Below are 22,674 nucleotides of genomic sequence, written 5' to 3'. Positions count from 1 at the left end.
ATGCATGTCCATTAAACTTTGTTTGGAAGCCTAATGGACGTTATGGTCTAAATGTCCTTTTTGATAAGGCATCTAAACTGTGCAGGTCTTTGGTCCTGGTAGCTGAGGCACTTGTAAAATCAGCGCCTATGCCAAACTCATCTCGGGTTAAGACTTTTTGTTGGGTGGTATCAAAAGTAGGTAATACCCAAAATGGTTCATCAAATGCTCGAATTCTTGCCCCAAGTAATTTTGCCAACTTCTTCCCAAATGCATCGCTAACAACAGCAGAGCAGGTATAAAGCCAGATTTCAGTAGAGGGAGTCCAAGCCTTTTTGAGTTTGGCCAATAATGTTTTAGTGGCAGCCTTTTTACTAATGGCAGTTATTAGGGCTGAATCTAAGCCTGCTGATTTAATATCAGTACCAAGAGTGGACTGCCATTTACCGTTAGTGGTTAAAATTCCTTCAAATCCTACATTGTCACTTTGTGCATACAAGAAAAGATTAAGCCTTAGCACTTTGGATGAATACGATGTTCCAAAGCCAGGCACTTTGGGTGCAAAATAGGTCACTGTAGTGATGAGATCTTCGAGTGAAGCCATGACTTGGCCAAAAGGTTTCGTGGCTTGATTATTTGCACTGGTGGCAGCAGGACTAATGATATCAAACTCTTCTTCTGAAGGAAGCCATGTGTCATTTGCTAAACCTTGAACTTCATCTGCTTCATTGGCCCATGGTCTAGGGAATTTAGCATAGCAAGCCAATTCGTAGCTAATCACTGTAGTAGCAGAACTGCCACTGCCGCTGCCACCTCCCTTGTCCGCGTAACTGGCTGGAACAATTGAAGCTCCTGATTGTCCCAGACTTCCCCAATTCATTTTGGAAAGCACTTCATCAGCTCGACTGGGACTGCCGAATAGATTTTGTACATCCTCGGGGACCCCTGGCATCATCGGACCATTGGTTCCTCCTAAGTCATCACCCGAATCCTCTATTGAACCGCTACCGCCTACATTCGGAGAGTTAGAAGGTGCTGATCTTGGTGAGCGCTTATCCATCTCTGTAGCAGTATTTAATAAGGCACCGCCCTCAGAGATATTTTTAGTTGAGCCAGCATTCGCTGAAGGTAATCCCATTGCAGCCAGGGCTAGTTGCGCAGCAATTTTCTTTTCTTCAATGTCTTTTTGGGCTGCGACAGCTAAATTAGCTGCTGCTTGTCTCCCTGCCTCAATGCCTGCGCTGGTTGAGTTGCTTCCTAAAGCCTGGGCTAATGCGGCAGTGGATGCAAGTCCCGCCATATCACGGAACATGTTGCCATTTTGAACAGCATTTAATATGGCTCCGACACCCGTTGGATCAGGAAGTGTCGTAGGATTCATAATATTTAGAACAGGTGCCCCCAGTTGGCCAGGGGTAGCATCAACTGGTTGAGCACGAGATTCCATTTGAATTGCTGCAATTTCGGGTGGTTGTAGCGGTATAGGTGAATCTTGCCAATTCCAGAAGCGAGTGGCATCAAGGCGTTCCGCGCAATTAGAACGACCCAGTACTGCTTCAGCAAAGACACCACCTGTTGGAATAGGAATAAGTTGTTCGACTGCTGTATTCGCACCTAATATTAAGCCACGATCTTTTAACCAACCCCGCCATTTTTTATGAGCCTCATCTTCTGTATCCGATACAGTATCTTCAATACCCACAGCCGTGATAAAGCTGGGCATGCGAAATACTAAGTAATTACCTGCCACCATGATAGGATTTGGATCAATTAAATCCCCAATTGGTTTACCTTCAAAAGTATATGCTGATAAAAGCAAGGAAATTTGTGAAGGATCCAATGCACGCCAAATCGCTTGACTGTAATGCAACCGGTTTTTCTCCAGGTGCATTTCTAATTCTGTTTCATCACTTTGGTTGACTAAAAAGCGACAAAGTTGTAACTCTACTGCATTAGGGCTCACTTCAACAGGTAAACTAATAGGAAACTTTGCACTGTTGTAACTGAGCTGCAGAGTTAACCTTCCTGTTAAGTAACTTGTATTCGCCGACGTAATCCTAATTGCAGCTAATTCTTGAATTGGAATCGATTCAGTAGAAATCCAGGTAATCGGACTGATACTGTTTAATTTAATTAGGTTACCGGATTGCAAATCTACATTAACTGCGGTAATGGAAATAGATGAACGATTTTGAGCTGTAAGATCCAGTGAAATTCCATAAAATACAGTTTCACCGGGTAACGAGATATTGTTTGTTCCTGGCTTTGTGATGCCCGCCAGAGTAATACGTGAGGCTCGTATTAATTCATCATTTATCCAATAAGGTCCACTTGTTAGAGTAGCTGCGGGTGGGGCTGCAGGCTCTGTTGTCGCAGCTGAGGGAGCATTCTCCCCAACCTCTGTAGCGTTTGTTGCATTCGTAGACGATCGCGCAGAAACGTTTAGTGCAGCCATTCGATCAAGCACTGCTACGCGATCGAACACGGAACGTGTTGGACGAAGGGGTAGGACGGGTTGAATAATTACAGAACCGAATTCTCTATTTAATAATTCTTTTGCGCGCTGGTTTATGGCTGCATTGGCAAGGATCCCTTGGTAGCGTTTAATTGTTGCTTCATCAAATTTAATTAATTTCATGGGGACAAAAAGACAACGTTCCACTTGCTGTAATTGCACATTAACCCGGTAAATTTCGATGACCTCAAAGTATTGAATTGTTAAGGCATGCATATGATTGTAGTTAGCGATAATGCGAGTAGATACTGTTTGATGTTCCTCTTCGGAAACTTCTTTAACGATTGAGGCCCGACGATCGCGTACTGAGGATGCAGCTTGTTGTGTTGAATCTGCAACTCGTTGATTCATAGTTGCAGCCAGATTACGGGTACCTGATGAAGTTGAAAAGCTTTCAGCATTGGAGCTTGAAGTAGCGGAAGAGCCACTTCCGCCTAAAGTTAAGGGGCCTAAGCTTAATCCCAAACCGCCACCACCTGCTGAAGTAGTTGAGCTACCACTCGTTTTTGAAAAGCCTGTTTGAACTTCTGTGGCTACTGCATCCTGCACTTCACTAATCGCGCGATTGTGAGTAGTCGTATTAGTTAGTTTTTCCGATTCTGCAATCGTTTCTTGTCCGGATGCTTTGACTTGTCGTGACCAGTCCATGACTGCAATACGAGTGCTTTCACCGGGTGCCAGTGCAACGCTATGTAATAAATTACCTAAAGTTACTCCTTGGGCAAACCAAGATTGGGCAAAGGTTAATATCGCTCCTACCGCCGGAGCTTTAAAACCAAAATCAGAGGAAACAGTGGGAGAGATGTCAATAGCACCTGCCGTTTTTAAATCAGTTGTTTGTTGCGGTGTAACCTGATCGATAACTACCGAACGATAAAAATGCCGTTCAGTCGGATATTCGCCTAGGCGCGGAACTAATTCACTTCCCTTTTCTTCTCCCTCCTGATTTAGGTCCGGAACTCCAACACTTAATATAACTTGAGCGGCACAGAATGGAGGCCATCGACCCAAATCACCAACGGTTTCAACTTGCAAGTTTGTTTCTATTTCAGAAACAAGCACAGTGCCAATATCTCTAAAGACACTAATTTTTTCTCCAACTAAAGCATCTGGAGTTTGTGGTGAGTCTGCCGTGATAAAACTCGAAGAAATCTTTCCTGCACGAGCAACGATTGAGTTTCCCACTCCATTTGCTGCAGCAGCAATATCATGAGCAATCTGGAATAAAGGGCTTGTTGCTAAATCGTAAATCGTTTTAATACCTAATTTATTTAAGGTTTGTTCTGTTTGAGTTGAAACTCCAAGCAAGGAAGAAACAGGTTGACTTAGAGCGTGCAATGCATCCATTTTTGTAAATTGGAATTTTAATCCGTCTCGGTATCCCATTTCGAACTCCATTTCCAAATGCGACTTGATTAAAAATAATACAATATTTATAAAATATATACTAATTATGGGATTTTACCAATCGTGTCAAGTTTTCTTGGAATACCATGGCTTGATACATTCATCCTTGAATTTGGGCAAAGAGTAAGTAAAGGGTTATTCGCAGGATTCAGGTTTTTTTCTTAGTACCTTTATTTTGCTTTGTCTGGATTTTTCTTCTAAAATTTTCTGCTTAGCTCGCCTTGATCGTCTTTTCTTTTGGCGTTTTAATTTTTCAATTTTTTGTTGTTCTTTTGTTTTTTCCTCACTCACGGCTGAATGTAATTTTTCACAAAGCCGTATTCTTGCAAAATATCGATTGTCTTCGCGGCTTCTAGACTCCTGACATTTTATTTCCAAACCGGAAGGGATATGTTTCAAATAAACTGTCGAGGCGGTTTTATGGAGTTTCTGACCTCCTTTCCCACTACCCACAATAAATTTTTCGATGAGATCATCACTCCTAATATGAAGTTGAACCATTAACTCGGTTAATTTATCCCATTTTTCTTTATTAATCATCGTGTTTGGTTCTTATGCTCATATGGATATAGTGACTTGAGGTATCGTCGACTTGTTGATTTAAATCTCTCTACTTACCGCGCTTATGCGTGGTATCCAGAGCGATATTTTAAGATACTGCTGAATTTTTTTAAAGACTCCTGGATAGCGCGCATAAAGCGCAGTACGTAGGCGAAAAAAATTAGTGGAGGTTTCTTATCCAAACTGACGATACCTTAGGATACATAAATTCTCGGTTCCGTATTTTTTTCAACTTATAATTTTATCCCCATAGTAAATATTTTACATATAAGTCTAATTTAGACTATAATGAATAAAAAAATAATCCACTGTCGTATCTCTAAAAAATTCTGGTTCAATAAAAATGAAGATAATTTACCTTGAGCAAATTAAAAAAATTTTGGAAAAAATCGATATTATTCCTGCTGTAGAACAAGGATTTATCGTATATTCCAATGGAGAAACTGTTTTACCACCAGTTGGTGAACTTCTTTTCAATAATCCTCCTGGAGATGTTCATATTAAATATGGGTATATTCTGGGTGAAGACTATTATGTTATTAAAGTGGCCTCGGGGTTTTATGAGAATCCCAAATTACATTTACCTTCGAGCTATGGACTGATGCTGATTTTTAGTCAAAAAACAGGGATTCTTTGTGGTATTTTGCTGGATGAAGGCTATCTTACTGATTTAAGAACAGCAGCAGCTGGCGCTATTGTAGCGAAATATTTTGCCCCACGTCGCGTTAACAAAATTGGTATTATTGGAACAGGTACTCAAGCTAAATTGCAATTATACTATTTGAAAAATATTGTTCACTGTAGAGAAGTTGTGGTATCTGGAAGAAACAGATCGAACCTTATTGAATTCAAGACTGAAATGGAACTTAGCGGCTTTCAAGTAAAAACTACGGAAACAATTGCAGAGGTAGCATCATCTTGCAATTTCATAATCACCACTACACCTTCTACCTCACCGCTTTTATTTGCACATCAAATAAAAAAAGGGACTCATGTCACCGCAGTTGGAGCGGATACTCCCAAAAAACAAGAACTGGATGAAAATATTTTTAAAAATGCAGATGTTATCGTTGCAGATAGTATAAAACAATGTATTGAACGCGGAGATATATCGCATGCCATCCATAAAAAAATAATTAATGAAAGAAACTTAATTGAATTGGGTCAGGTTATATCCGGGGTAAAGGAGGGTAGAACCAATGATTCACAGATTACAATTGCAGACTTAACTGGCCTTGCCGTGCAAGACATCCAAATTGCGAAATCAGTTTTTAAAGCAATAAATTTATAGAACACAAAAAACACTTTTTTCTTTCACTTAAATTACATCATATTTATTTAAGATCATGGTTATAAAACTTTCTCAAACGTTTGATAAATGATAAAAATGATTTGTATGAGTCTTCGTTCGAGTTAGGGATGCTAATTTATAAAGGTAAGGTATTAACTAAATTTAAAAATAAGAACAGCGGTAAAAATCAAGGGGAAGTAGATGGCTTTTATCGTGATTCGGACGGAATGGAATATTTTATAAAAAAACCTAAAGACTCTAGAGAATTGTTCACAGAATTGTTTGCAGGTTTATTGCTTCAAGAATGTATCCGTCGCGAGTTGATTGATAAAATATATCATGCATCATTCATTTGTGCTCAACTGATTCAATTTGAAGACGGCAGTTACGGGCTGATTCAGCCTAAAATCGACTTTCAAGAATTATATAAAATCATTGGCACAGGCTATCGAGATGGTTCTGATAGAGATCCTTTAGTGGAAATGTTTTACGGTCCCCAATCCTACTTACTACTCACCCAATTAAAATCATACTTTGGTCTTGCGATTGTATTGATGTTTTCTTTGCTCCTAGGCGATCATAGCGTGCACAGTGGGAATGTGGTTTGCTTGGATGTCCTGTCAGCAGTTGAAATGATGTTTATTCAGTTTGCTCGTATTGATTGGGGAGCCGCATTCCGTTATTACGGCCATAAAAAGAATAATGAAAATCTTTTGAATCCATTAGAGTATCAAGGATGGTTCAATCATAAAGGATACACCAAAGGGTATTTTCTCAATTACAAAAAAATAAAAGGATTGTTCCCGGCCATTGCTGAACAGGCGAGTCTATTACAAAAAAAAGTAGATGAAATATTGTTTGTTGAGATGATTAACTCTGTTTTAAGACAACTCCCAGTCGATTTAGTTGATAACAAGACTAAATTAGAGTTAGCTAAATATTTATGTATTAAGTCTTTTGAAAAAATCAATTTTGGTGAGGAAGAGCAGCAATTTGCACGAGATTTGGCGCATATTTTATTTAATCGATTAGAAAAGATGACCGTTCTTCAGGATTTTCCAGTTACTGAAGCGGAATCGGATTTACCACAAATTATATATGCAGAAAGCATACCAACGGCTATTGGATTACCCGTGAATAGCGTTATTCCTTTTAATCAGCAAATGAGTATTTGGCTGAGTATACTTTCTTTATCTGATGAACGCAGTATTTTTGATTTTAACAGTATTGATCGCACTAAATTAGTCGAACAATATAATTTTTTTATGGAGGCCTTATTGCGTCAAGTAGAACACTTAGAACAGTGCGCTTATGTAGAGGATCAGACGCAATCTTTATCAATAAGCGATTCTTTCCGGAAGCAGTTTACTTTAGACATGGATTTAAAACCATGCTCCTCTTATGCAGAGTCACGTATTTCTTACAAAAAGCCGTACTGGCAACTTGTTGAAACAGTATTAACCATGGGTTTTAACGCCATTATTACTATTAGAGTGCTGCAAAGCACCCAAACCACTACAATGCTCGCCAGTGGATCTTCCATCCATTTTTTGTTTGATGCTTTAAAAACATACCTACTTGATCTGAATGCGGTTCATCATATGTTTCTGCAAGAGATGCACGATATGCTTTTCTTAATGTCGGGGACACAACTTGCACGGGTTTGTCTCAATGAAATGGAATTTATAAGTTCGAGTTTTCTCATCGGAATAGTTCTGAAAAATCCTGAACTTTGGGCGCGTATGAATCAAGCTCTAACTGAAGAATACGAAATACTCTATCAAGAGAAAATAAATGATTACATTGTTAAGTTACGAAAATGTCATGAAGATTATACTTTATTTTTAACTTTAGTTAGTGAATCGTCATCCATATCTCAATTTGCTACAAAGAGAGTCGTAATGGATAAACTAAATAATCTTTTTGAAAATCTGCCAGAATTTTTGCAGAAGGAGCTTGCATCGGTCTTAAATCAAATTCAGGATGACTTTAGAAGCTTGCAACGTCGGTACAGTCTTGAGTTGGGACTGAAGCAAATGGACGAAAGCCTTCTCATATTAGAAAAAAGTAACGGTTCTTTAATGGAGATGGATAATTTTGTGGCACAAACTGATAAAAAAGAGGCGGATGTTACGGACAGGATGCTCTATGAAAAAATTTCAGCTGATAAAATCCTTTGGCAAGCAATAATAGAATCCCAAAGTGACGAATTGCCTCTTGATGACCTGCTTGTCTTAAAAAATTTTTATGATAGGAAAAGGATGGAATGCATCGATCTTCAATCCACTAAGGCGTTAAACCTTTTTTACACTCATGCATTAAAGGTCCGTTTATCCGATAGTTCTTTATCAGAGCAAGCACATATCACTCTATATGATGCTCTAAAAACATTTGACACCTCGCAAAAATCAACTATTTTAAATGAAGCAATCCACATAGTTAATATCCTATTTAATAAAGTGGGTGAGGTGAAGTCTCAGATGGTAAACAGGTCGCTTTTTTTTAGTCGGCATAAATCAGAAGCTTTATTGGTTAATAACAATCGCAATGACGATAGTTCCAGGTCATCCAGCAGATTATCACTACCCAGTACTGTTTGAACCATGGGGGCTATCAATCTTAATGAGCTTTAAGCAGGGATAATTAAGTAAGGAAGGGACATGTTTAAAAAAATTGATGGAATAAAACAAAAAAATAGAGAAACAATAATCAAAGCAATAACTGAGTTAGATGCAGTAACTTATGAGACGGTTTCAACTTCTTTAGCTCAGAAACTTGCAGAGGGTACACTAAAACTCGATCCCAGTACCTATAAGCCTGCTGATGCAACTACAGTGATGCCAAATGGTGTTGGCCGATATCTTCTTTATGATCATCCTGATAAATCCAATCCTTTCTCCATATGGGTATTTGCATTTGCACCGAGGCAAAAAACAACAATACATGACCACAAATACAAAGGCACTGTTACTGTTCTAGAGGGGCCTGTATCCGAGAAATACTACCAACCTACTAGTGAATGCTCTGCGCAACTTGTGAATCGTGTTGATCGTTATCAATTCCACAGCAATCGCGATGACTTAAGCGGAGTATTTGTCCATCAACTCAAGCGAAGAAAAGCTTTAGGAGAAGGGGTGAGCGTCACGTTACATATTTATAATATGGAAGCCTATTTAGTGAACCTTGAAGGGAAACAAACGGATCGAAGAAATTTAAATATAATCTATTCTAAGGATAAAACAATAAATAAGGAAAATATTCCTTCCTATGCAGAGGCTCATCCTGAGTGTAAGCCTTCTTTTTAGGGACAAAAGAAAATCCATCCATTGCTGGGCGGTTAAGCCGTGGGGCGGAGTAGTAAAGGGTAATAGATCAAAGGTCTAGCCAGAACTGACAATCCTTTGGCCTTAACTGCCCAGCAAAATGGAAGGTTATTTTGTCCATTCTAACCTAATGGGTCGGTCAAAAAATTCTCATAAAAATCAATGACTACCATAATTAATACTTTTTGAACTGATAATGGTATAAAAGTATTGCGCATGCCATTTTGATCGTATAGATTACAAGTTAAGCGAAATAAAAACTAAAGGACTAATGTTATGTCAATGTGTTTCGTTCCCATCATACAAAAGGATAATCTCTCCAATCATAAAACCATTCTGTACTTGATGCAGAGGATTAAGAATCCATTAGCAATAAAGAAAATAGTTTAGATTTAAATAGCGTTCTCTTTTATAAACCGATCCAAATCATAATTTATAAACTGCCAATGTAAAGTTTACATAAGAATGTCGAGGAATATAAAAACAAAAAAAGGAGTCAATATGTTTGATGTAGATAATAGTGGTAAAGGCAATTGTATGTACTACGCTTATAGCATTTCTTTAATGTATTATTTACGGGCTAAAAATGCTCCTGATACTACAGAAAATATTTTTAACAAGTTAAAGCTTAAAGAAGATGATAAAGTTCTGTTGCGAGCATTAGTGTCTAAGAACCCAAATTATCAATTTACCTCTCGGGAAATCAAAACCATTATTGAACCTATTCTTGGAAAAGCCACTCGGGATTTGGCTGCTGAATATACACTGCGAGAGTTTAAACTGTCTCCTCATGACTCCCCATTATTTACTTCAGCGAAATATGGTTTGGAGTTTTGTTTCCGACAAGCACTACTGGAGAATGGTTCAGAACTGTATGAGCTTATTGATCATGGATTTACTAATCCGGATTACACGGCAGCTGAAATATATAAGATGAGTGGCACCGATCTTGCGATGACAGAGCATGCAATTGGAAGAGTGCCACATGTTATAGAGGAATTTAAACGCCTGTGGGCCATCAAGGAAGAAGAACTCAAAAAAGAAGAGAAACCGTTTACTGAAAAAGAGATTAAGGTTTATAAAGAAAAGCTTTTAGATCATATTTTAAGAGATGAAACAGTTCACTTCTTTTTATCAGATAATGAAAAATATTTGAATCTGTATAAAGAGCATCTGCAAAAAGAATATGTATGGGGCTCAGAAGAAACACTCCTCGTTTTACATCGAGCACTACAAGGTGAGCGCATGGTGCGGAACGAAAAAGGAACTATTGATACATTTTACGATACTGAGTTCGTATTACATATTCATAGAAATGGCAGCAGTCCCTTTTTTCAATCCAGAAGCCCGGATATGATTTTGAATAATCAAAGTGATATTCATTGGACTTCTACAATTCCTGATTCAATATTCACAACAAAATTAACAGCCAATGAGACAAAGCTTTTCGAACTACTTGATGAACTCCGTATGATGCATTCTAAGATTGCATTGGAAAAGGATAAGATGGAACATGATCTGCTATCCACTTTGATGAAAGAAATGGATTTAATTTATGCTAACCCGAGTTATGCCATGAAAGAAAAAGCAATTGAGTCAGTCTTTCAACTTGCTGGTAAATTAATTATGAAATTAGGGTCTGATTCTTCTTGGAGACTACTACTTGGCAATTTTCTTTCTGCGTTTATCGAGTGTACCCCCAAATTTTTAGCAGACAAACCAATGAGCCTGGAAAGCAAAGAATTGTCCTCTGAAGATTCATCTGGTAAAGAACTCATCTCGAAACAAGTTCAAATGAGCTCTCTAAGTAAATTTTCCCATCATACTTTGTTTAAAAAATCCGAAGAATCATTGCAAAAAACATATCCTCAAGAAATTGCTCGTTATATTTCTGAAGGGAAACAGAGTGGCCCAAAAGTAGCTAAGGCGTTGAGGCAAATATATCAAGAAGGACTGGATGGTAATAAAATATACACTCCGGAGAAATGTGTAGAAATCGCTTTGCAGTATCTTAGTTATGTAAAACATAAGAAGCGTCATTTTATTCTGGCCGATGTACATAACTTTGTAAAAGAAATGGACAAAATTATAAAACAAAAAGGCGATGACCTTAACAGGGATCTCGCGCATCTGGATGCTATTGACAAAAATGCAGTTGGAAATGCTTCAATGTCATTGATGTAGCGATTTGGAGCGTGACAGCGTTTAGTTGATGTTTTTAATTAGGACAAGGATGGGTAAAATGACCAGAGGGATCGTCAGTTTTTCATTTTAAATTTCACTACGTACCACTTAAATTCACTACGTACTGCTTAAACTCCTCTACGTACCGCGCTTAAAGCGCGGTACGTAGGCGAAAATTAGTGGGGGTTTCTTATCAAAAAACTGACGATCCCTCTGGTCATTTTACCCAAACTTAGGAATCACTTTAATGTGTGCTTTGATAAGGGAACTCATCTTCGTCTGAGTCTTCTGGATTTGCTAAAAACTTATCTTCATAATCAATCACAAAACCGGCAAAAATTCGAACGATGCGGTCATCAATTTTTTCAGGATAATGCACAGAAGCATTCCAGCTTTTGTCGTCAAAGTTTCGATTGAATTCTGCAATTGGGTGGGGGTTGTTAGTTGATGATAAAATAACAAATCGATCAAAGCTTGGATTTGCATAAGCAACGCCAATTTCAGTCGCTTTTCCTGCTTCATCGTAGTCATAAATAGTAAATTTTGCAGATTCAAGAGTTGCTAAATTTCCATCAATAAAGCCAATTTGCACGCCTCGAGTATCATAAATATCAATCTCTTTGGCCCAAGGATATAGGGAACCTAAGGAAATGATTCGTGTAATACCCGTTGCCTGCCATCCATCTTTATTGGATAAATCATAATTTGTTCGGATACGAAATGAGCTCTTTTTTACTGATCCAGGATAGGTTTCTTTTTGGGGGGATTTAATCTGATAAATTTCAGAAAATTTATAAACATCTTTTGTAACTACAAAATCATAGGGATGGTCTTCGTGAACACCATAACTATTAGCTAGAGTTGCATAGGATATTGTAAATAGGATAGACAAAAATGATATCAATAATTTACGCATTTAGAACCCCTTAAATAATATTTGGAAATATCAATTTGAACTATGAAAAATAAATAAAAATATAAATAATTCAATATTTTTCACAGACCTCCTGCGAGGCGAATGTATAGTAAATCAAATTGATCTTGGAATAAATCGTTTCTAGACGTTCTATGATTTTTTAAGGTGGACTAAGCTGGTTTCGATTAAAAAAAAAGCCAATTGTAAAATTATAATCTATATTTAGAACACGATCATTTAAAAAAAGGGAATTTACTATGGACTTAATTTTATTAATTGTCTTAATTGTTCTTTTGCTCGCAGTACTTCCCACTTGGCCTTATAGTAGCGGATGGGGATATTATCCTAGCGGCGGTGTAGGCTTAATTCTTGTAATTTTGATTCTTGTATTGCTGCTGCGTGGTGGTGGTCCTTAGAAAGGGGATTAATAAAGGCTTCTGGATATTAGGGGCCTTGAGCTCTAGTATCCAGTAAAACCCAAAGCTCTCAAGCCTTATTGGCTTGAGAGATAAATACAATTTTTCTTTGAACTCCTAAACGTGAGCAACAAACTGATTCTCATAATCAGTTTCTTCGTTTTCAGCGATTTCATCTTCTTTTGTAATTGGAAATAAAAAAGTAGATGCGTCCATGCTGCCTCCAGACTCAAAAATGCTGAATCGGGCTAGATTTGAATCACTGGATTTTTCTCCACGACTAACTTTTGCTGAGCTTATTCCATCTTCTGCAAAAGACAGGTGATTGATTTCTTCTTGTATTTTTTGACATCCACGATTCATCATTGAAATTTGAGGCATTAATTCAGAAATTCTGAGGTCAAGTTCATTCATTTCTGCTTTTAATTGCTTCAACTGTTTGCTTGATTCTTTCTTTGCTTTTCTTTTAAGGGAATTATCGTTAAGTTGTTTTTCTACAGCATCAATCCTGACTTTGAGTGTTGATGCTTGCTGTATCAAACTTTTCATGGGAACCGTTACTGCATCCCTGGCGGCTTCTTTCATATGTTCCAATTGTTCCCGAATAGACTGTCTAGTACTTGCTAAATGCTCCAATTTATCAGTATGACGTTCTTTAAAATCATAGTTCCACTTTTCATCCATAATGTAATTCTCTAACACTGGAGTTAACTGACTTATAAATCCACTGAGTCCCAAAAAGTCTGTTCCAGGGAAGAGATCTAAAACTTCGGTTAAACGGGGCGCCATAATAATAGCTAGATTATTGTGCGTCATGAGATTGGTATCTTGGAACGTACCCGCTTGATGCATTAAATGGCAGTAATGATCAAGGATTTCTCCTGCACGTTGATGATCTACTCTTTTCGAAAGTAATAGATCACGAATAAACTCATCGAATAATTGAGCTGCTTTTATCAGATCCTCTTCTTTTTGATCCTTCAATAAAGATTTTAATTTTTTAGAGAAGATGACACGCTGGCTATCTGCAGCATCTAATATTTGTCTGTCTTTAAAAACAGCAGGTATCATTCCTAAAATGTTATGAAATCGCTCGCTATCTACTTTATTTTGTTCCATCACATAAGAACTTAGAATGTCCGCATCAAATTGTTCTCTAATAAGCTGATCAAGCAATCTCTGCGTTTCTTCTTTTGCTCCCGCGACTCGAAAAACCCCGGGAGTATTTAATAATTCTGGATTTTGGGATACTAACTGAACAATTGAGCGAAATACATTCACTATTACATGTGTATTGTAGGGACCAGGCATTTAAATTCTCCGGATAAAAGTGAATCTATTAGGAGTAGTATTGGTCATCAGAACAGGCATGGCAAAAGTTGATGCTTCTCTGCAATTTTCATTTAAAAACAAATAAATTATGAGATTTTTCATCCTGTTAAACATTAACAACCATATTAAATCCTCCATAAATCAAACGCTTGCCATCAAAAGGCATGGGATTAATATTTGGTTCTAATCGGGGATCTTCCATGACTTTTTTCATCCCCTCCTCACGAACTTGTTTGGACGGCCAAAGAATCCAGGAAAAAACGACTATTTCATCTTCTTTGCACTTGACTGCCATTGGAAAAGAAGTAATTTTTCCTTCTGGAACATCATCCCCCCAGCATTCAACCAGTTTTAGGGCACCATGCTCTTTAAATACCACCGCCGCCTTTGTTGCATGTTCAATATATTGTGCTTTATTTGCCTTTGGTACTGCAGCAACAAATCCATCCACATAATTCATAAAAAAACTCCTCTTCGTTTATGAAATTACAACAGATTGTTAATATGGCACATTTAGTACGATTATTCCAAATTAAATTTTGATGCCAATGCACCGTATCACTTAAACAGAGTATTATCGCTGCATTCCAATTTAACTATTTAAGTGGAAAAACAACTACCAAAATCATAGAACAATCTATAATTAGATAAGGAAGTGGAAAAACAATTAAAGGTTTAAGAAAAGAGGAATAACGCTATGTTTAAAAGAATTGTTTTATTTCTTGTTACAAACTTGGCTATAATCTTAGTCATTTCTTTTATACTAAGTATATTCAACGTTAGCCCATACTTGACCCAATATGGTTTAAATTATCAAGCCTTGTTAATTTTTGCTGCAATTATTGGTTTCACAGGATCATTTATTTCACTTTTTATTTCTAAATGGATGGCAATTCATGCTTTTAATGTTCAACTCATTGAGAAACCAACTACCGAATCAGAATTGTGGTTAATGAACGAAGTAAGATCTTTAGCCCAAAAAAGAAATATTGGAATGCCTGATGTGGGAATCTACGATAGTCCAGAGCCCAATGCTTTTGCTACAGGGTGGAATAAAAACAAGGCTCTTGTTGCTGTTTCAACTGGATTGCTCAATGCAATGAATGAAGAAGAAGTACAAGGTGTTTTAGGACATGAAATTTCTCATGTTGCTAATGGTGATATGGTAACGCTCACCTTAATTCAAGGTGTGGTAAATACCTTTGTAATCTTTTTTGCCCGTATTGCAGCGTTTTTTGTGATGCAATTCTTCCGAAGAGACAATGATGAAGGGGTGCAGGGTGGTTTTGTTTATTATGGTGTCGCTCTTATCTTTGAATTACTGTTTGGAATTCTTGCTTCCATAATTGTAATGTGGTTTTCGCGTTATCGCGAGTTTCGAGCAGACAGGGGTTCTGCGCAATACGTCGGCAGAGACAAAATGATAAAAGCTTTACAACGTTTGCAGCAACTCATGGATAAAACACCAGTAGATGATCGTGCACCTGCATTTAAAGCCATGAAAATATCAAGTCATGATGGCTGGCTTGCAATTTTTTCAAGCCATCCTCCGCTTGAAAAACGAATTGAAGCATTGCAAAAATACAGGTAATTTTTTGACTTTGAGTCAAAATTTATAGCCATTTTTTCTTTTTGAAATAACTGAATGGCAATAATGCGGAAATAAACATCATGAGTATTGCAAGAGGATAACCTATATACCAGCGTATTTCGGGCATATAAGTAAAATTCATCCCATAGATGCTTGCTATAAGAGTTGGAGGCAGAAAAATAACTGCTGCAACTGAGAAAATTTTAATCGTATTATTTTGCTCTATATTAATCATGCCTAGAGTGGCATCCAATAAAAAACTAAATTTAGTAGCGAGGAAGCTTGCATGTTCTCGAAGAGCGTTGATATCTTTTTGGATAATAGTGAGATAAGTCATTAACTCTTTAGGGAGCTCTGAGTGATTCGCTTGCTCCAAATAGGATATTAAACGTGTGAATGATATTAAACTTTCACTGGCTTTAGTACCAAGATCACCATTTGTTCCTATGTATTGCAATATATGTTTATAGTTAGTTTCAGGCGCTGTATGATTATTTCCTTTTGCATGAAAAATAATTTTTGATATTTCATCAAACTTTCCACTTATTTTTTCTAAAATATCCGCAAGTCTATCCACAGCCGCATCTAACAAACCGATTAATAGAGCTTTTGCATTGTAATCCTTTGCTTTGGAGCGTAATAATTTTTTAGTAAATAATTTAAAGGGATGCAGTTCAATATAACGGAGGGTAATTAAACATTTTTCAGTAACTATAAAAGCAACTACATCCGTTTTTGCTTCAGGTAAATCAGATAGTGCAACCATTGTTGCGGTCATATAAATAGCATCATTTTCAACATACAATCGACTGGATGGCTCAATTTCTTCAACCTCTTCTTTGGTAGGAATTTCAATTTTTAATTGGGTTTCTACTAGTTCTTCCTCTTCTTTTGTTGGATCGAGTAAATCGATCCATAGCGCATCTTGCAGTAGATGCATATTCTCATCATTAAGTGCACTGGATTGTATGCGAGAGTCAGTTTGGTAATAGATGACTACCATGTGAACTTTTCCTTTTAAGTTTATAGGGATGCTATAGTAGTGTTCTTATCTTATCCTGTTTTATGAGAAATAAGTAGGGACATAATTTATCATATTGTTGGTTGCTTACAACTGAATCTTCTACACATGCTGAAAAACTAGCCCAGCTCTATTCCCACGCCCCGCGGCTTGTCCCTGAGAGATGGTCACAAAAAGTGACCATCTCTCAGGGATAAAGCGCGGTACGTAGGAAAGCAGTACGTAGAGAAATTTAAGCGGTACGTAGAGAAACTTAAGGGGTACATGATAAATTTAAAAAACTGACGATCGTTCAGGGCTTGTCCGCGGGATCCAGCAGATCTACCCTAAAACACTAGACCCCACGGACAAGCCTCGAGGCGTAGATAGAGATGTGATAGACAGTTGCCTACCAGGATACAGTGTCAAGATAAAGCAAAAGTTACTCAAAGCCCATTAACAATGAGGATATTTATATGGTGCAGAAGGAGGTGGTGTTCGACTTAACTCTCTTTCTATCTCTTCAATACAGCAACGAATACTTTCACGTTGGAAATGGGGTGTTGAGGTAGAGAGAAAGATTAGGCCAGCACTCAAATCTTACTTTTCTCCAAGATTCTTAACTTGTGGCTAAGAGACAGCTGCAAGCAGCTACACTTCGTGCCGTTCGGGGAGTACTAGTCGGTAAGAATAGATTATAAATTTAAAAATAGCATTAATGCTTTTTGCACATGCATCCTATTTTCACTTTGCGTAAAGATAATTGATGCAGGGCTGTCTGGTAAAGTCTCAGATACTTCTTTTCCTCGTTCCATGGGCATGCAATGCATAAATACTGCTTCAGGCTTTGCATAAGACATCAAGGCTTCATTCACCTGGAATCCTTGAAAGTCTTGATCATTTTCCTGATCTTCAAACCCCATGCTGGTCCAAACGTCAGTATAGACTGCATCCGTATTTTTAACTGCTTCTTCAGGTTTAGAAAAATTAAAAATCATATCTTTTTTAATGCTTTGTGCTTGTTTGATAATCGCGGCATTAGGCTGACGGAATTTTGGGCAGCAGTAATTAATCGTTATTCCCAATTGAGGTGCAAGCAGCATCAAACTATGAAGAATATTATTTCCATCACCAATATAAGCAACAGTAAGTCCTTCAAGTGAGCCGAATTGCTCCCATAGACTAAGTAAATCGGCAAGAATTTGACATGGATGATGTAACGCTGAAAGACCATTAATTACTGGCACTGTTGCATAAGCAGCCATTTCCCGTAAAGTCTCATCGGCATGGGTTCTCAGCATAATAAAATCAGCATAACCGTTTAAAACTCGGGCCATATCCCCAGGAGTTTCCTGTTTTCGCGTATTACCCACGCTTTCGATAGCTATTCCACCCATACTCTGAATGGCCATAGCAAAACTTAAGCGGGTTCGAAAAGATGGCTTTTCAAAAATCATAGCAAGGCTTTTACTGAGTAGAGATTGACTGTAAAAGGAAGGCGTTTGCTTAAGCGCTTTAGCTTTTTCCAAAACATGTTTCAATTCTTCAGTACTTAATTCGGTTCCTGTGAGGAAATGTTTTATTTTTTTTGTAGATGATGTATTGATTGTTTCTGATGATTTAGTAGCCAGCGCTTCGGCATGATGGGTTCCTGTTTCAAGATCAAATATGGCTTGTTGTAGATTAATCACAAACGTATTGGTTGTTACTTCACTAATAGGTTCGGAATGATCGCTTTTAACTAAATTATTCTTAACTGGGGTATGGGACATATTTAGCCTCCTTGGTAAAACAGTAAATAAACAGCGGTTGGCTTTTGTTACCCAGAAATCGATGTGATAATGCAGTCGTATTCAGAGAGCCTCTTTGAAACTTTGTATGTAACAAAGATAAGACTATTCTTTTACAAATAAAGAGAGGTTTTTGAATTAGTTTTTTCATAATGAATCCTTTAACCAGATATTTTCTAGTTTTTGAATTTCTCCATTTTCCTTAAGTTTTTGTAATGCCTTATTAATCTTTATTGTCAACGGAGAGCCTTTTTTGAGCGCTAATGCATATCCATGATCTGCTTTAGCAATTACAGAATAAGAGAGTTTTGTGTCTTTTTTACTAAAGATCTTACCTTGCGCTCCATCCATTAAAACAACATCAACATGGCCTGCAACTAAAGCTTCAACAGCCTGATTGTTATTATCCAGTGCAGTAAGTTCGATCTGCGGATAATTTTCCCTCAACCAAATTTCCATAATACTTCCAAGCTGTACTGCTACTTTTTTTCCTTCAAGTTGACTGGGTGTTGTGACGGGCTGATCGGAGTGATATACCGAGGCCATGCCTTCGAAATAATAAGGTTCAGAGAAATCAAAATTGACTTTACGAGCGTCAGTTACCGAGATTGTCGCTATAGCAATGTCATCTTGTCCGGAGCTTATTGCAGGAAGGACAGTACTGAATTGCATATTGTCAAAAACAGCTTTCTTTCCAAGTTCCTTAGCAATGAGTTTTGCCAAATCAATATCAAAACCTTTTATCTCTCCATGCACGCTGTATTCAAATGGTGGATATTCTGCGGCTGTTGCAAAATGCAAGTACTCCTCATTTTCTTTTGTTTTGCATGAAGATATAAAAATAATTGCTACCAGTGGGAATAGTTTTAAAAATTGACTCATTTGAATTTGAATTCATATTTTATCCATAAAACGAATATACATTTTGTCTTTTATATTGTCAACATAAAAATGAATACAATTTCAGTTTATAGAATATCTATTCGCCTGCTTCGATTACATGCACCCCTAACGAAAGCGCTTGCCTGAAAGACGCGGACGGGGCGGATCTTTAATTACATTCAGTCAAAATCTAATTGTTTCCATGCTTCATATAAAACAACAGCAACAGCATTCGAAAGATTTAAGCTTCGATTATTTTCACGCATTGGAATATAGAGCGACGTATATTTTTGTAGCAATTCGTTAGGTAATCCGTTGGATTCTGGTCCAAACAAAAACATATCTTCTGCAGTGTATTGAACTGTTGAGTAACACTTCTTAGCTCTAGCACTGCATGCATAAATCCTTTTTTGATCATGTTGCTGGATGAATGTTTCCCAATTTTCATATTGGGAAATGGAAGCCCATTCGTGATAATCTAAACCTGCGCGTCTTAATGCTTTTTCGTGTAATGAAAAGCCAAGAGGGTGGATTAAATGCAATTTTGCTCCAGTATTGGCGCATAAGCGAATGATGTTTCCCGTATTTGGAGGGATTTCAGGTTGGTAAAGTGCAATATGAAACATAGTTGTATCAATAATAAGTGGTTAGAGTTTTACTTTCATTTTGGAAATATTTCAGAACATCTCAATTATATCTCTAATCATGAGTTTTAAACAAAAACTTCATAAAGGTACAATCAGTCATACCTGAGGTAACGTCAGTTTTATGATGAGAAACCTCCACTAATTTTTTCGCCTACGTACCGCGCTTAATTTTTCACCTACCTACCGCGCTTTATGCGCGGTATCCATGGGTTCTTGCTATAGGAATGCTCAGCGGCATCTTAAAATATCGTTCTGGATACCGCGCATAAAGCGCGGTACGTAGAGAAATTTAGCGGTACGTAGAGAAATTTAGTGGTATGTAGCGAAATTTAAGCGGTACGTAGCGAAATTTAAGTGGTACGTAGCGAAATTTAAAATGAAAAACTGACGATCTCTCAGTTCTATGATACCCAAAGGAAAAATCGAAGCGGAACATTCCATGGGTATATTAAATTATTGCTAAAAACCGCAAAGCGCTTTACTTGAAATTATTCGGGCTGCAGTTCGATGTATGGAGCAAACTCTTTTTATCTGATTCAGCAATGCTTTTAAAAAAGAAAAAAATACTTCTTTCTTGTCGTACAATAATAGCAGTACTAGGCTTTGCAGGCTGAGATTCTATTTTACGCTCTGCATGGCTTGTACTATTGATTTCATTTTCAGTATCTTGTTCATCCTCAGGGAAGGTTATAGTTGGTGATTTAAGTTCTTGATCCGAACGAAATTGTGTATCCTCAGTATCAATAATTTCCTCGATACTTAAAGAACATCTAGTAGAACTTAGTTCTCTAAATGTTGGTAATAGGAGTGCTTTAGATTTTCTCAAGCAATGATAGGAAGATTCCTCTTGTGTGAACGCATCACTAACATTTAGCGTATGTTTATGTTCATGGGCATAGCCGGCCTCAACTTGTTTTGTTGTTCCATCACTGGAATAAATATGTAAGTAAGCTAGTTTTTTAACTTTATCGGATGAAATTGGCTGAGGTATATAAACTATTGATGAGTAATAATTTATCGCAACATCTTTATATTTTTTACCCAAACCCTGCGCAAAAAAAACAGCTAACTGATCATTAGTATTATTCTCATCGCATATAAATAAATTAATTCCCTTCACATTCTCGGCTAATTGTGGCGTAAGACCACATTGTTTCATCCGCCAGGCCACTGCATCAATTGGTAGTTGATAAGGTTCTTGTGAGAAATGTTCATAATAGACTTGATTAACATTTACAACACACCGAGGGTCTCCAGTTCCATCAGCAAGAATATAAATTACTGTGTCGGGGTCTACATTTTCCGGAGTAAAATGAAACTGAGCTTCAGGATAATCGTCATAATCTTCTGCATTTTCGTCAGGGTGATGATACATTACTATGCTTGGAACATTATCGCTGTTCTCTTCTAAATTTCTTAAATTATATCTCCATGATAAGGCTCTCATATAAAGAGAGAAATTATTCTCACTAATAGTGAAGGGAATAAATAAAATAATTTTACTCATAGATAATGTTCAACGATTGTCCAGGGTGCTAATTATATGGTTTTTTGCTTAAGAAATTATTAAATGAGTCAAAAGTAAATCATAATGAATCGAGGATAAACGATTGAGCCATGGGGAGAGAATGAGACAATTTGCCAAAATCATAATGAAAATAAAAAGTTAATAATTGGATGTTGGGAACTCATGACCTTTATTGAATTTGTAATTCTCTAAATGTATCGAGTTGAGTTCATTCACATGCGGTCTGTTGGGTAAAAACTGAATGCCCCAAAGTGCGATTGTAGCCTCGGCGTTTATTAAAAACCGTCCATCAGCGAGCATGAGCGGTTTTTTATTAACGAAAATGAGGTAGTTATCTGTAAACCAGTTAAAGATAATAAAATCGCGTAATAATGAAGGTGATTCTTTGATGTAATCGGGTAATTCCTGGGAAGAAAAATGAGGAAAGCTTCTCAAAAGCTGACTGCTTGATTTTTTAAACAGGGGGGCTGAAGCATCAATGACATACAAACGATTATTCGCTAATGCAACTCCCCTCCAAAGTGTTGAACTTAAGAATTTAGGAAACACACCTACTTTGTATACATTTAACTGGAGTTTGGCAAGTTCATCATGAACGGCTGCACTTGCCCGATTATGCTGCGCTATATTAAACAGCATAAATGAACTTGCAAGTATTAAAGCAATAATTACTGGCTGTCTTTTATTGAAGACAAGGGTAGAGACTACTCCTAAGCATAAAGGTACCGTAAAAAAGGGATCAATAATGGAAATAATATCCCAGCTTATTCTGGCATCTGAAAATGGCCAAAGTAACACTGTTCCATAGGTAGTACAGGCATCAAGTAGCCCATGGGTCGCATAGCCAATCAAAGCTGCACAAAAAGTTAATTTCCAATTGGTTCGAAAGCGCTTAAAAATGAGTAAAGCTAAAGTAACGATTAAAGCACCTATTGGAATAAAAAGTAGAGAGTGGGTGAAGTGGCGGTGATAGAGAAAAAAGAGCATCGGGTTTTCTGACGCCCGAATGAATATATCCAAATCAGGCGCCATTGCTGCTAAGCCGCCTACAAGCCACGCATTGTGTTTATCGTGTTTATATAAAATTGCCTGAGAACAAGCAGCCCCTAAGACTGCATGTGTAACCGGATCCATTTTTTTATCCTCGGAAGGTACGTTCTAAATATTTTTAATCTTTTTTCAGTGAGTTGTAGTGAGTAGGAAGTACATTTTTGACAAGAACTCATCTACATCTATAAAGTGATGATATTGTATTTTAAATAAATTATCTTTGGGAATATAGGACTATTTTTACAAATCAATCATGAGCGAT

Annotated in this window: 17 protein-coding genes; 6 read left to right on the top strand and 11 right to left on the bottom strand. The window is 37.3% G+C overall.

Annotated features, from left to right (window positions below):
• Window positions 1-40 precede the first annotated feature (40 nt).
• Complete coding sequence (locus FOLKNPGA_RS12490) at window positions 41-3,880, bottom strand: hypothetical protein (protein WP_182350216.1); 3,840 nt, start codon at window positions 3,878-3,880, stop codon at window positions 41-43.
• Between the two features lie 156 nt (window positions 3,881-4,036).
• Window positions 4,037-4,441 (bottom strand): peptide chain release factor-like protein, encoded by a 405-nt coding sequence (locus FOLKNPGA_RS12485; protein ID WP_182350215.1) that lies wholly within the window; start codon window positions 4,439-4,441, stop codon window positions 4,037-4,039.
• Window positions 4,442-4,805: 364 nt separating this feature from the next.
• Between FOLKNPGA_RS12485 and FOLKNPGA_RS12480 the strand changes: the two genes are divergently transcribed.
• From FOLKNPGA_RS12480 to FOLKNPGA_RS12465, 4 genes are all read left to right on the top strand, one after another.
• On the top strand, window positions 4,806-5,753 hold the full coding sequence (locus FOLKNPGA_RS12480) for an ornithine cyclodeaminase family protein (protein WP_182350214.1): 948 nt from the start codon (window positions 4,806-4,808) through the stop codon (window positions 5,751-5,753).
• 128 nt (window positions 5,754-5,881) lie between these two features.
• Window positions 5,882-8,353, top strand: coding sequence for a LepB GTPase-activating domain-containing protein (locus FOLKNPGA_RS12475; RefSeq protein WP_182350213.1), 2,472 nt, complete (start codon window positions 5,882-5,884; stop codon window positions 8,351-8,353).
• 60 nt (window positions 8,354-8,413) lie between these two features.
• Window positions 8,414-9,058, top strand: coding sequence for a cysteine dioxygenase (locus FOLKNPGA_RS12470; protein ID WP_182350212.1), 645 nt, complete (start codon window positions 8,414-8,416; stop codon window positions 9,056-9,058).
• A 519-nt stretch (window positions 9,059-9,577) separates the two neighbouring features.
• The gene (locus FOLKNPGA_RS12465; protein ID WP_182350211.1) at window positions 9,578-11,260 is read left to right on the top strand and encodes a hypothetical protein; all 1,683 of its coding nucleotides are present in this window, start codon (window positions 9,578-9,580) and stop codon (window positions 11,258-11,260) included.
• A 244-nt stretch (window positions 11,261-11,504) separates the two neighbouring features.
• On the opposite strand, the gene FOLKNPGA_RS12460 is transcribed toward FOLKNPGA_RS12465, so the two are convergent.
• Window positions 11,505-12,176, bottom strand: coding sequence for a hypothetical protein (locus tag FOLKNPGA_RS12460; protein WP_182350210.1), 672 nt, complete (start codon window positions 12,174-12,176; stop codon window positions 11,505-11,507).
• A 257-nt stretch (window positions 12,177-12,433) separates the two neighbouring features.
• Between FOLKNPGA_RS12460 and FOLKNPGA_RS12455 the strand changes: the two genes are divergently transcribed.
• A complete protein-coding gene (locus tag FOLKNPGA_RS12455; protein ID WP_182350209.1) occupies window positions 12,434-12,592 on the top strand; it encodes a DUF3309 family protein in 159 nt (52 codons plus the stop codon).
• A gap of 117 nt (window positions 12,593-12,709) precedes the next feature.
• Here FOLKNPGA_RS12455 and FOLKNPGA_RS12450 read toward each other — a convergent pair whose 3' ends face one another.
• Both FOLKNPGA_RS12450 and FOLKNPGA_RS12445 read right to left on the bottom strand, forming a co-directional pair.
• Window positions 12,710-13,903 (bottom strand): RhoGAP domain-containing protein, encoded by a 1,194-nt coding sequence (locus FOLKNPGA_RS12450; protein ID WP_182350208.1) that lies wholly within the window; start codon window positions 13,901-13,903, stop codon window positions 12,710-12,712.
• A gap of 127 nt (window positions 13,904-14,030) precedes the next feature.
• The gene (locus FOLKNPGA_RS12445) at window positions 14,031-14,384 is read right to left on the bottom strand and encodes a DUF1428 domain-containing protein (RefSeq protein ID WP_182350207.1); all 354 of its coding nucleotides are present in this window, start codon (window positions 14,382-14,384) and stop codon (window positions 14,031-14,033) included.
• A 237-nt stretch (window positions 14,385-14,621) separates the two neighbouring features.
• On the opposite strand from FOLKNPGA_RS12445, the gene htpX reads away from it, so the two are divergent.
• Window positions 14,622-15,515 (top strand): protease HtpX, encoded by an 894-nt coding sequence (gene htpX / locus FOLKNPGA_RS12440; RefSeq protein WP_182350206.1) that lies wholly within the window; start codon window positions 14,622-14,624, stop codon window positions 15,513-15,515.
• Window positions 15,516-15,537: 22 nt separating this feature from the next.
• Here the strand turns inward: htpX and corA are convergent, their stop codons facing one another.
• From corA to FOLKNPGA_RS12410, 6 genes are all read right to left on the bottom strand, one after another.
• Window positions 15,538-16,518 (bottom strand): magnesium/cobalt transporter CorA, encoded by a 981-nt coding sequence (corA, locus tag FOLKNPGA_RS12435; RefSeq protein WP_182350205.1) that lies wholly within the window; start codon window positions 16,516-16,518, stop codon window positions 15,538-15,540.
• 692 nt (window positions 16,519-17,210) lie between these two features.
• Window positions 17,211-18,287: an ornithine carbamoyltransferase gene (gene argF, locus FOLKNPGA_RS12430; protein WP_182350204.1), complete on the bottom strand. Its 1,077-nt coding sequence runs from the start codon at window positions 18,285-18,287 to the stop codon at window positions 17,211-17,213.
• 165 nt (window positions 18,288-18,452) lie between these two features.
• Window positions 18,453-19,187 carry an ABC transporter substrate-binding protein gene (locus tag FOLKNPGA_RS12425; RefSeq protein ID WP_182350203.1) on the bottom strand — a complete coding sequence of 245 codons (735 nt, stop codon included), beginning with the start codon at window positions 19,185-19,187 and terminating at the stop codon, window positions 18,453-18,455.
• A 179-nt stretch (window positions 19,188-19,366) separates the two neighbouring features.
• Window positions 19,367-19,813 carry a tRNA (cytidine(34)-2'-O)-methyltransferase gene (locus tag FOLKNPGA_RS12420; protein WP_182350202.1) on the bottom strand — a complete coding sequence of 149 codons (447 nt, stop codon included), beginning with the start codon at window positions 19,811-19,813 and terminating at the stop codon, window positions 19,367-19,369.
• Between the two features lie 499 nt (window positions 19,814-20,312).
• Window positions 20,313-21,341, bottom strand: coding sequence for a hypothetical protein (locus FOLKNPGA_RS12415; protein WP_182350201.1), 1,029 nt, complete (start codon window positions 21,339-21,341; stop codon window positions 20,313-20,315).
• Between the two features lie 159 nt (window positions 21,342-21,500).
• Window positions 21,501-22,496: a metal-dependent hydrolase gene (locus FOLKNPGA_RS12410; protein ID WP_182350200.1), complete on the bottom strand. Its 996-nt coding sequence runs from the start codon at window positions 22,494-22,496 to the stop codon at window positions 21,501-21,503.
• Between the last annotated feature and the right edge of the window lie 178 nt (window positions 22,497-22,674).

Source organism: Legionella sp. PC1000, assembly GCF_014109805.1.
Taxonomy (GTDB): Bacteria; Pseudomonadota; Gammaproteobacteria; order Legionellales; family Legionellaceae; genus Legionella; species Legionella resiliens.
This window is presented reverse-complemented; position numbering and strand designations above follow the sequence as displayed.

Bases quoted from the DNA above. Each gene is read 5' to 3' on its own strand.
- FOLKNPGA_RS12445 (WP_182350207.1), bottom strand. From the start codon at position 14,384: ATGAATTATGTGGATGGATTTGTTGCTGCAGTACCAAAGGCAAATAAA.
- argF (WP_182350204.1), bottom strand. From the start codon at position 18,287: ATGTCCCATACCCCAGTTAAGAATAATTTAGTTAAAAGCGATCATTCC.
- FOLKNPGA_RS12485 (WP_182350215.1), bottom strand. From the start codon at position 4,441: ATGATTAATAAAGAAAAATGGGATAAATTAACCGAGTTAATGGTTCAA.
- FOLKNPGA_RS12420 (WP_182350202.1), bottom strand. From the start codon at position 19,813: ATGTTTCATATTGCACTTTACCAACCTGAAATCCCTCCAAATACGGGA.
- FOLKNPGA_RS12490 (WP_182350216.1), bottom strand. From the start codon at position 3,880: ATGGGATACCGAGACGGATTAAAATTCCAATTTACAAAAATGGATGCA.
- FOLKNPGA_RS12480 (WP_182350214.1), top strand. From the start codon at position 4,806: ATGAAGATAATTTACCTTGAGCAAATTAAAAAAATTTTGGAAAAAATC.
- htpX (WP_182350206.1), top strand. From the start codon at position 14,622: ATGTTTAAAAGAATTGTTTTATTTCTTGTTACAAACTTGGCTATAATC.
- FOLKNPGA_RS12415 (WP_182350201.1), bottom strand. From the start codon at position 21,341: ATGAGTAAAATTATTTTATTTATTCCCTTCACTATTAGTGAGAATAAT.
- FOLKNPGA_RS12460 (WP_182350210.1), bottom strand. From the start codon at position 12,176: ATGCGTAAATTATTGATATCATTTTTGTCTATCCTATTTACAATATCC.
- FOLKNPGA_RS12470 (WP_182350212.1), top strand. From the start codon at position 8,414: ATGTTTAAAAAAATTGATGGAATAAAACAAAAAAATAGAGAAACAATA.
- FOLKNPGA_RS12475 (WP_182350213.1), top strand. From the start codon at position 5,882: ATGCTAATTTATAAAGGTAAGGTATTAACTAAATTTAAAAATAAGAAC.
- FOLKNPGA_RS12425 (WP_182350203.1), bottom strand. From the start codon at position 19,187: ATGAGTCAATTTTTAAAACTATTCCCACTGGTAGCAATTATTTTTATA.
- FOLKNPGA_RS12455 (WP_182350209.1), top strand. From the start codon at position 12,434: ATGGACTTAATTTTATTAATTGTCTTAATTGTTCTTTTGCTCGCAGTA.
- FOLKNPGA_RS12465 (WP_182350211.1), top strand. From the start codon at position 9,578: ATGTTTGATGTAGATAATAGTGGTAAAGGCAATTGTATGTACTACGCT.
- corA (WP_182350205.1), bottom strand. From the start codon at position 16,518: ATGGTAGTCATCTATTACCAAACTGACTCTCGCATACAATCCAGTGCA.
- FOLKNPGA_RS12410 (WP_182350200.1), bottom strand. From the start codon at position 22,496: ATGGATCCGGTTACACATGCAGTCTTAGGGGCTGCTTGTTCTCAGGCA.
- FOLKNPGA_RS12450 (WP_182350208.1), bottom strand. From the start codon at position 13,903: ATGCCTGGTCCCTACAATACACATGTAATAGTGAATGTATTTCGCTCA.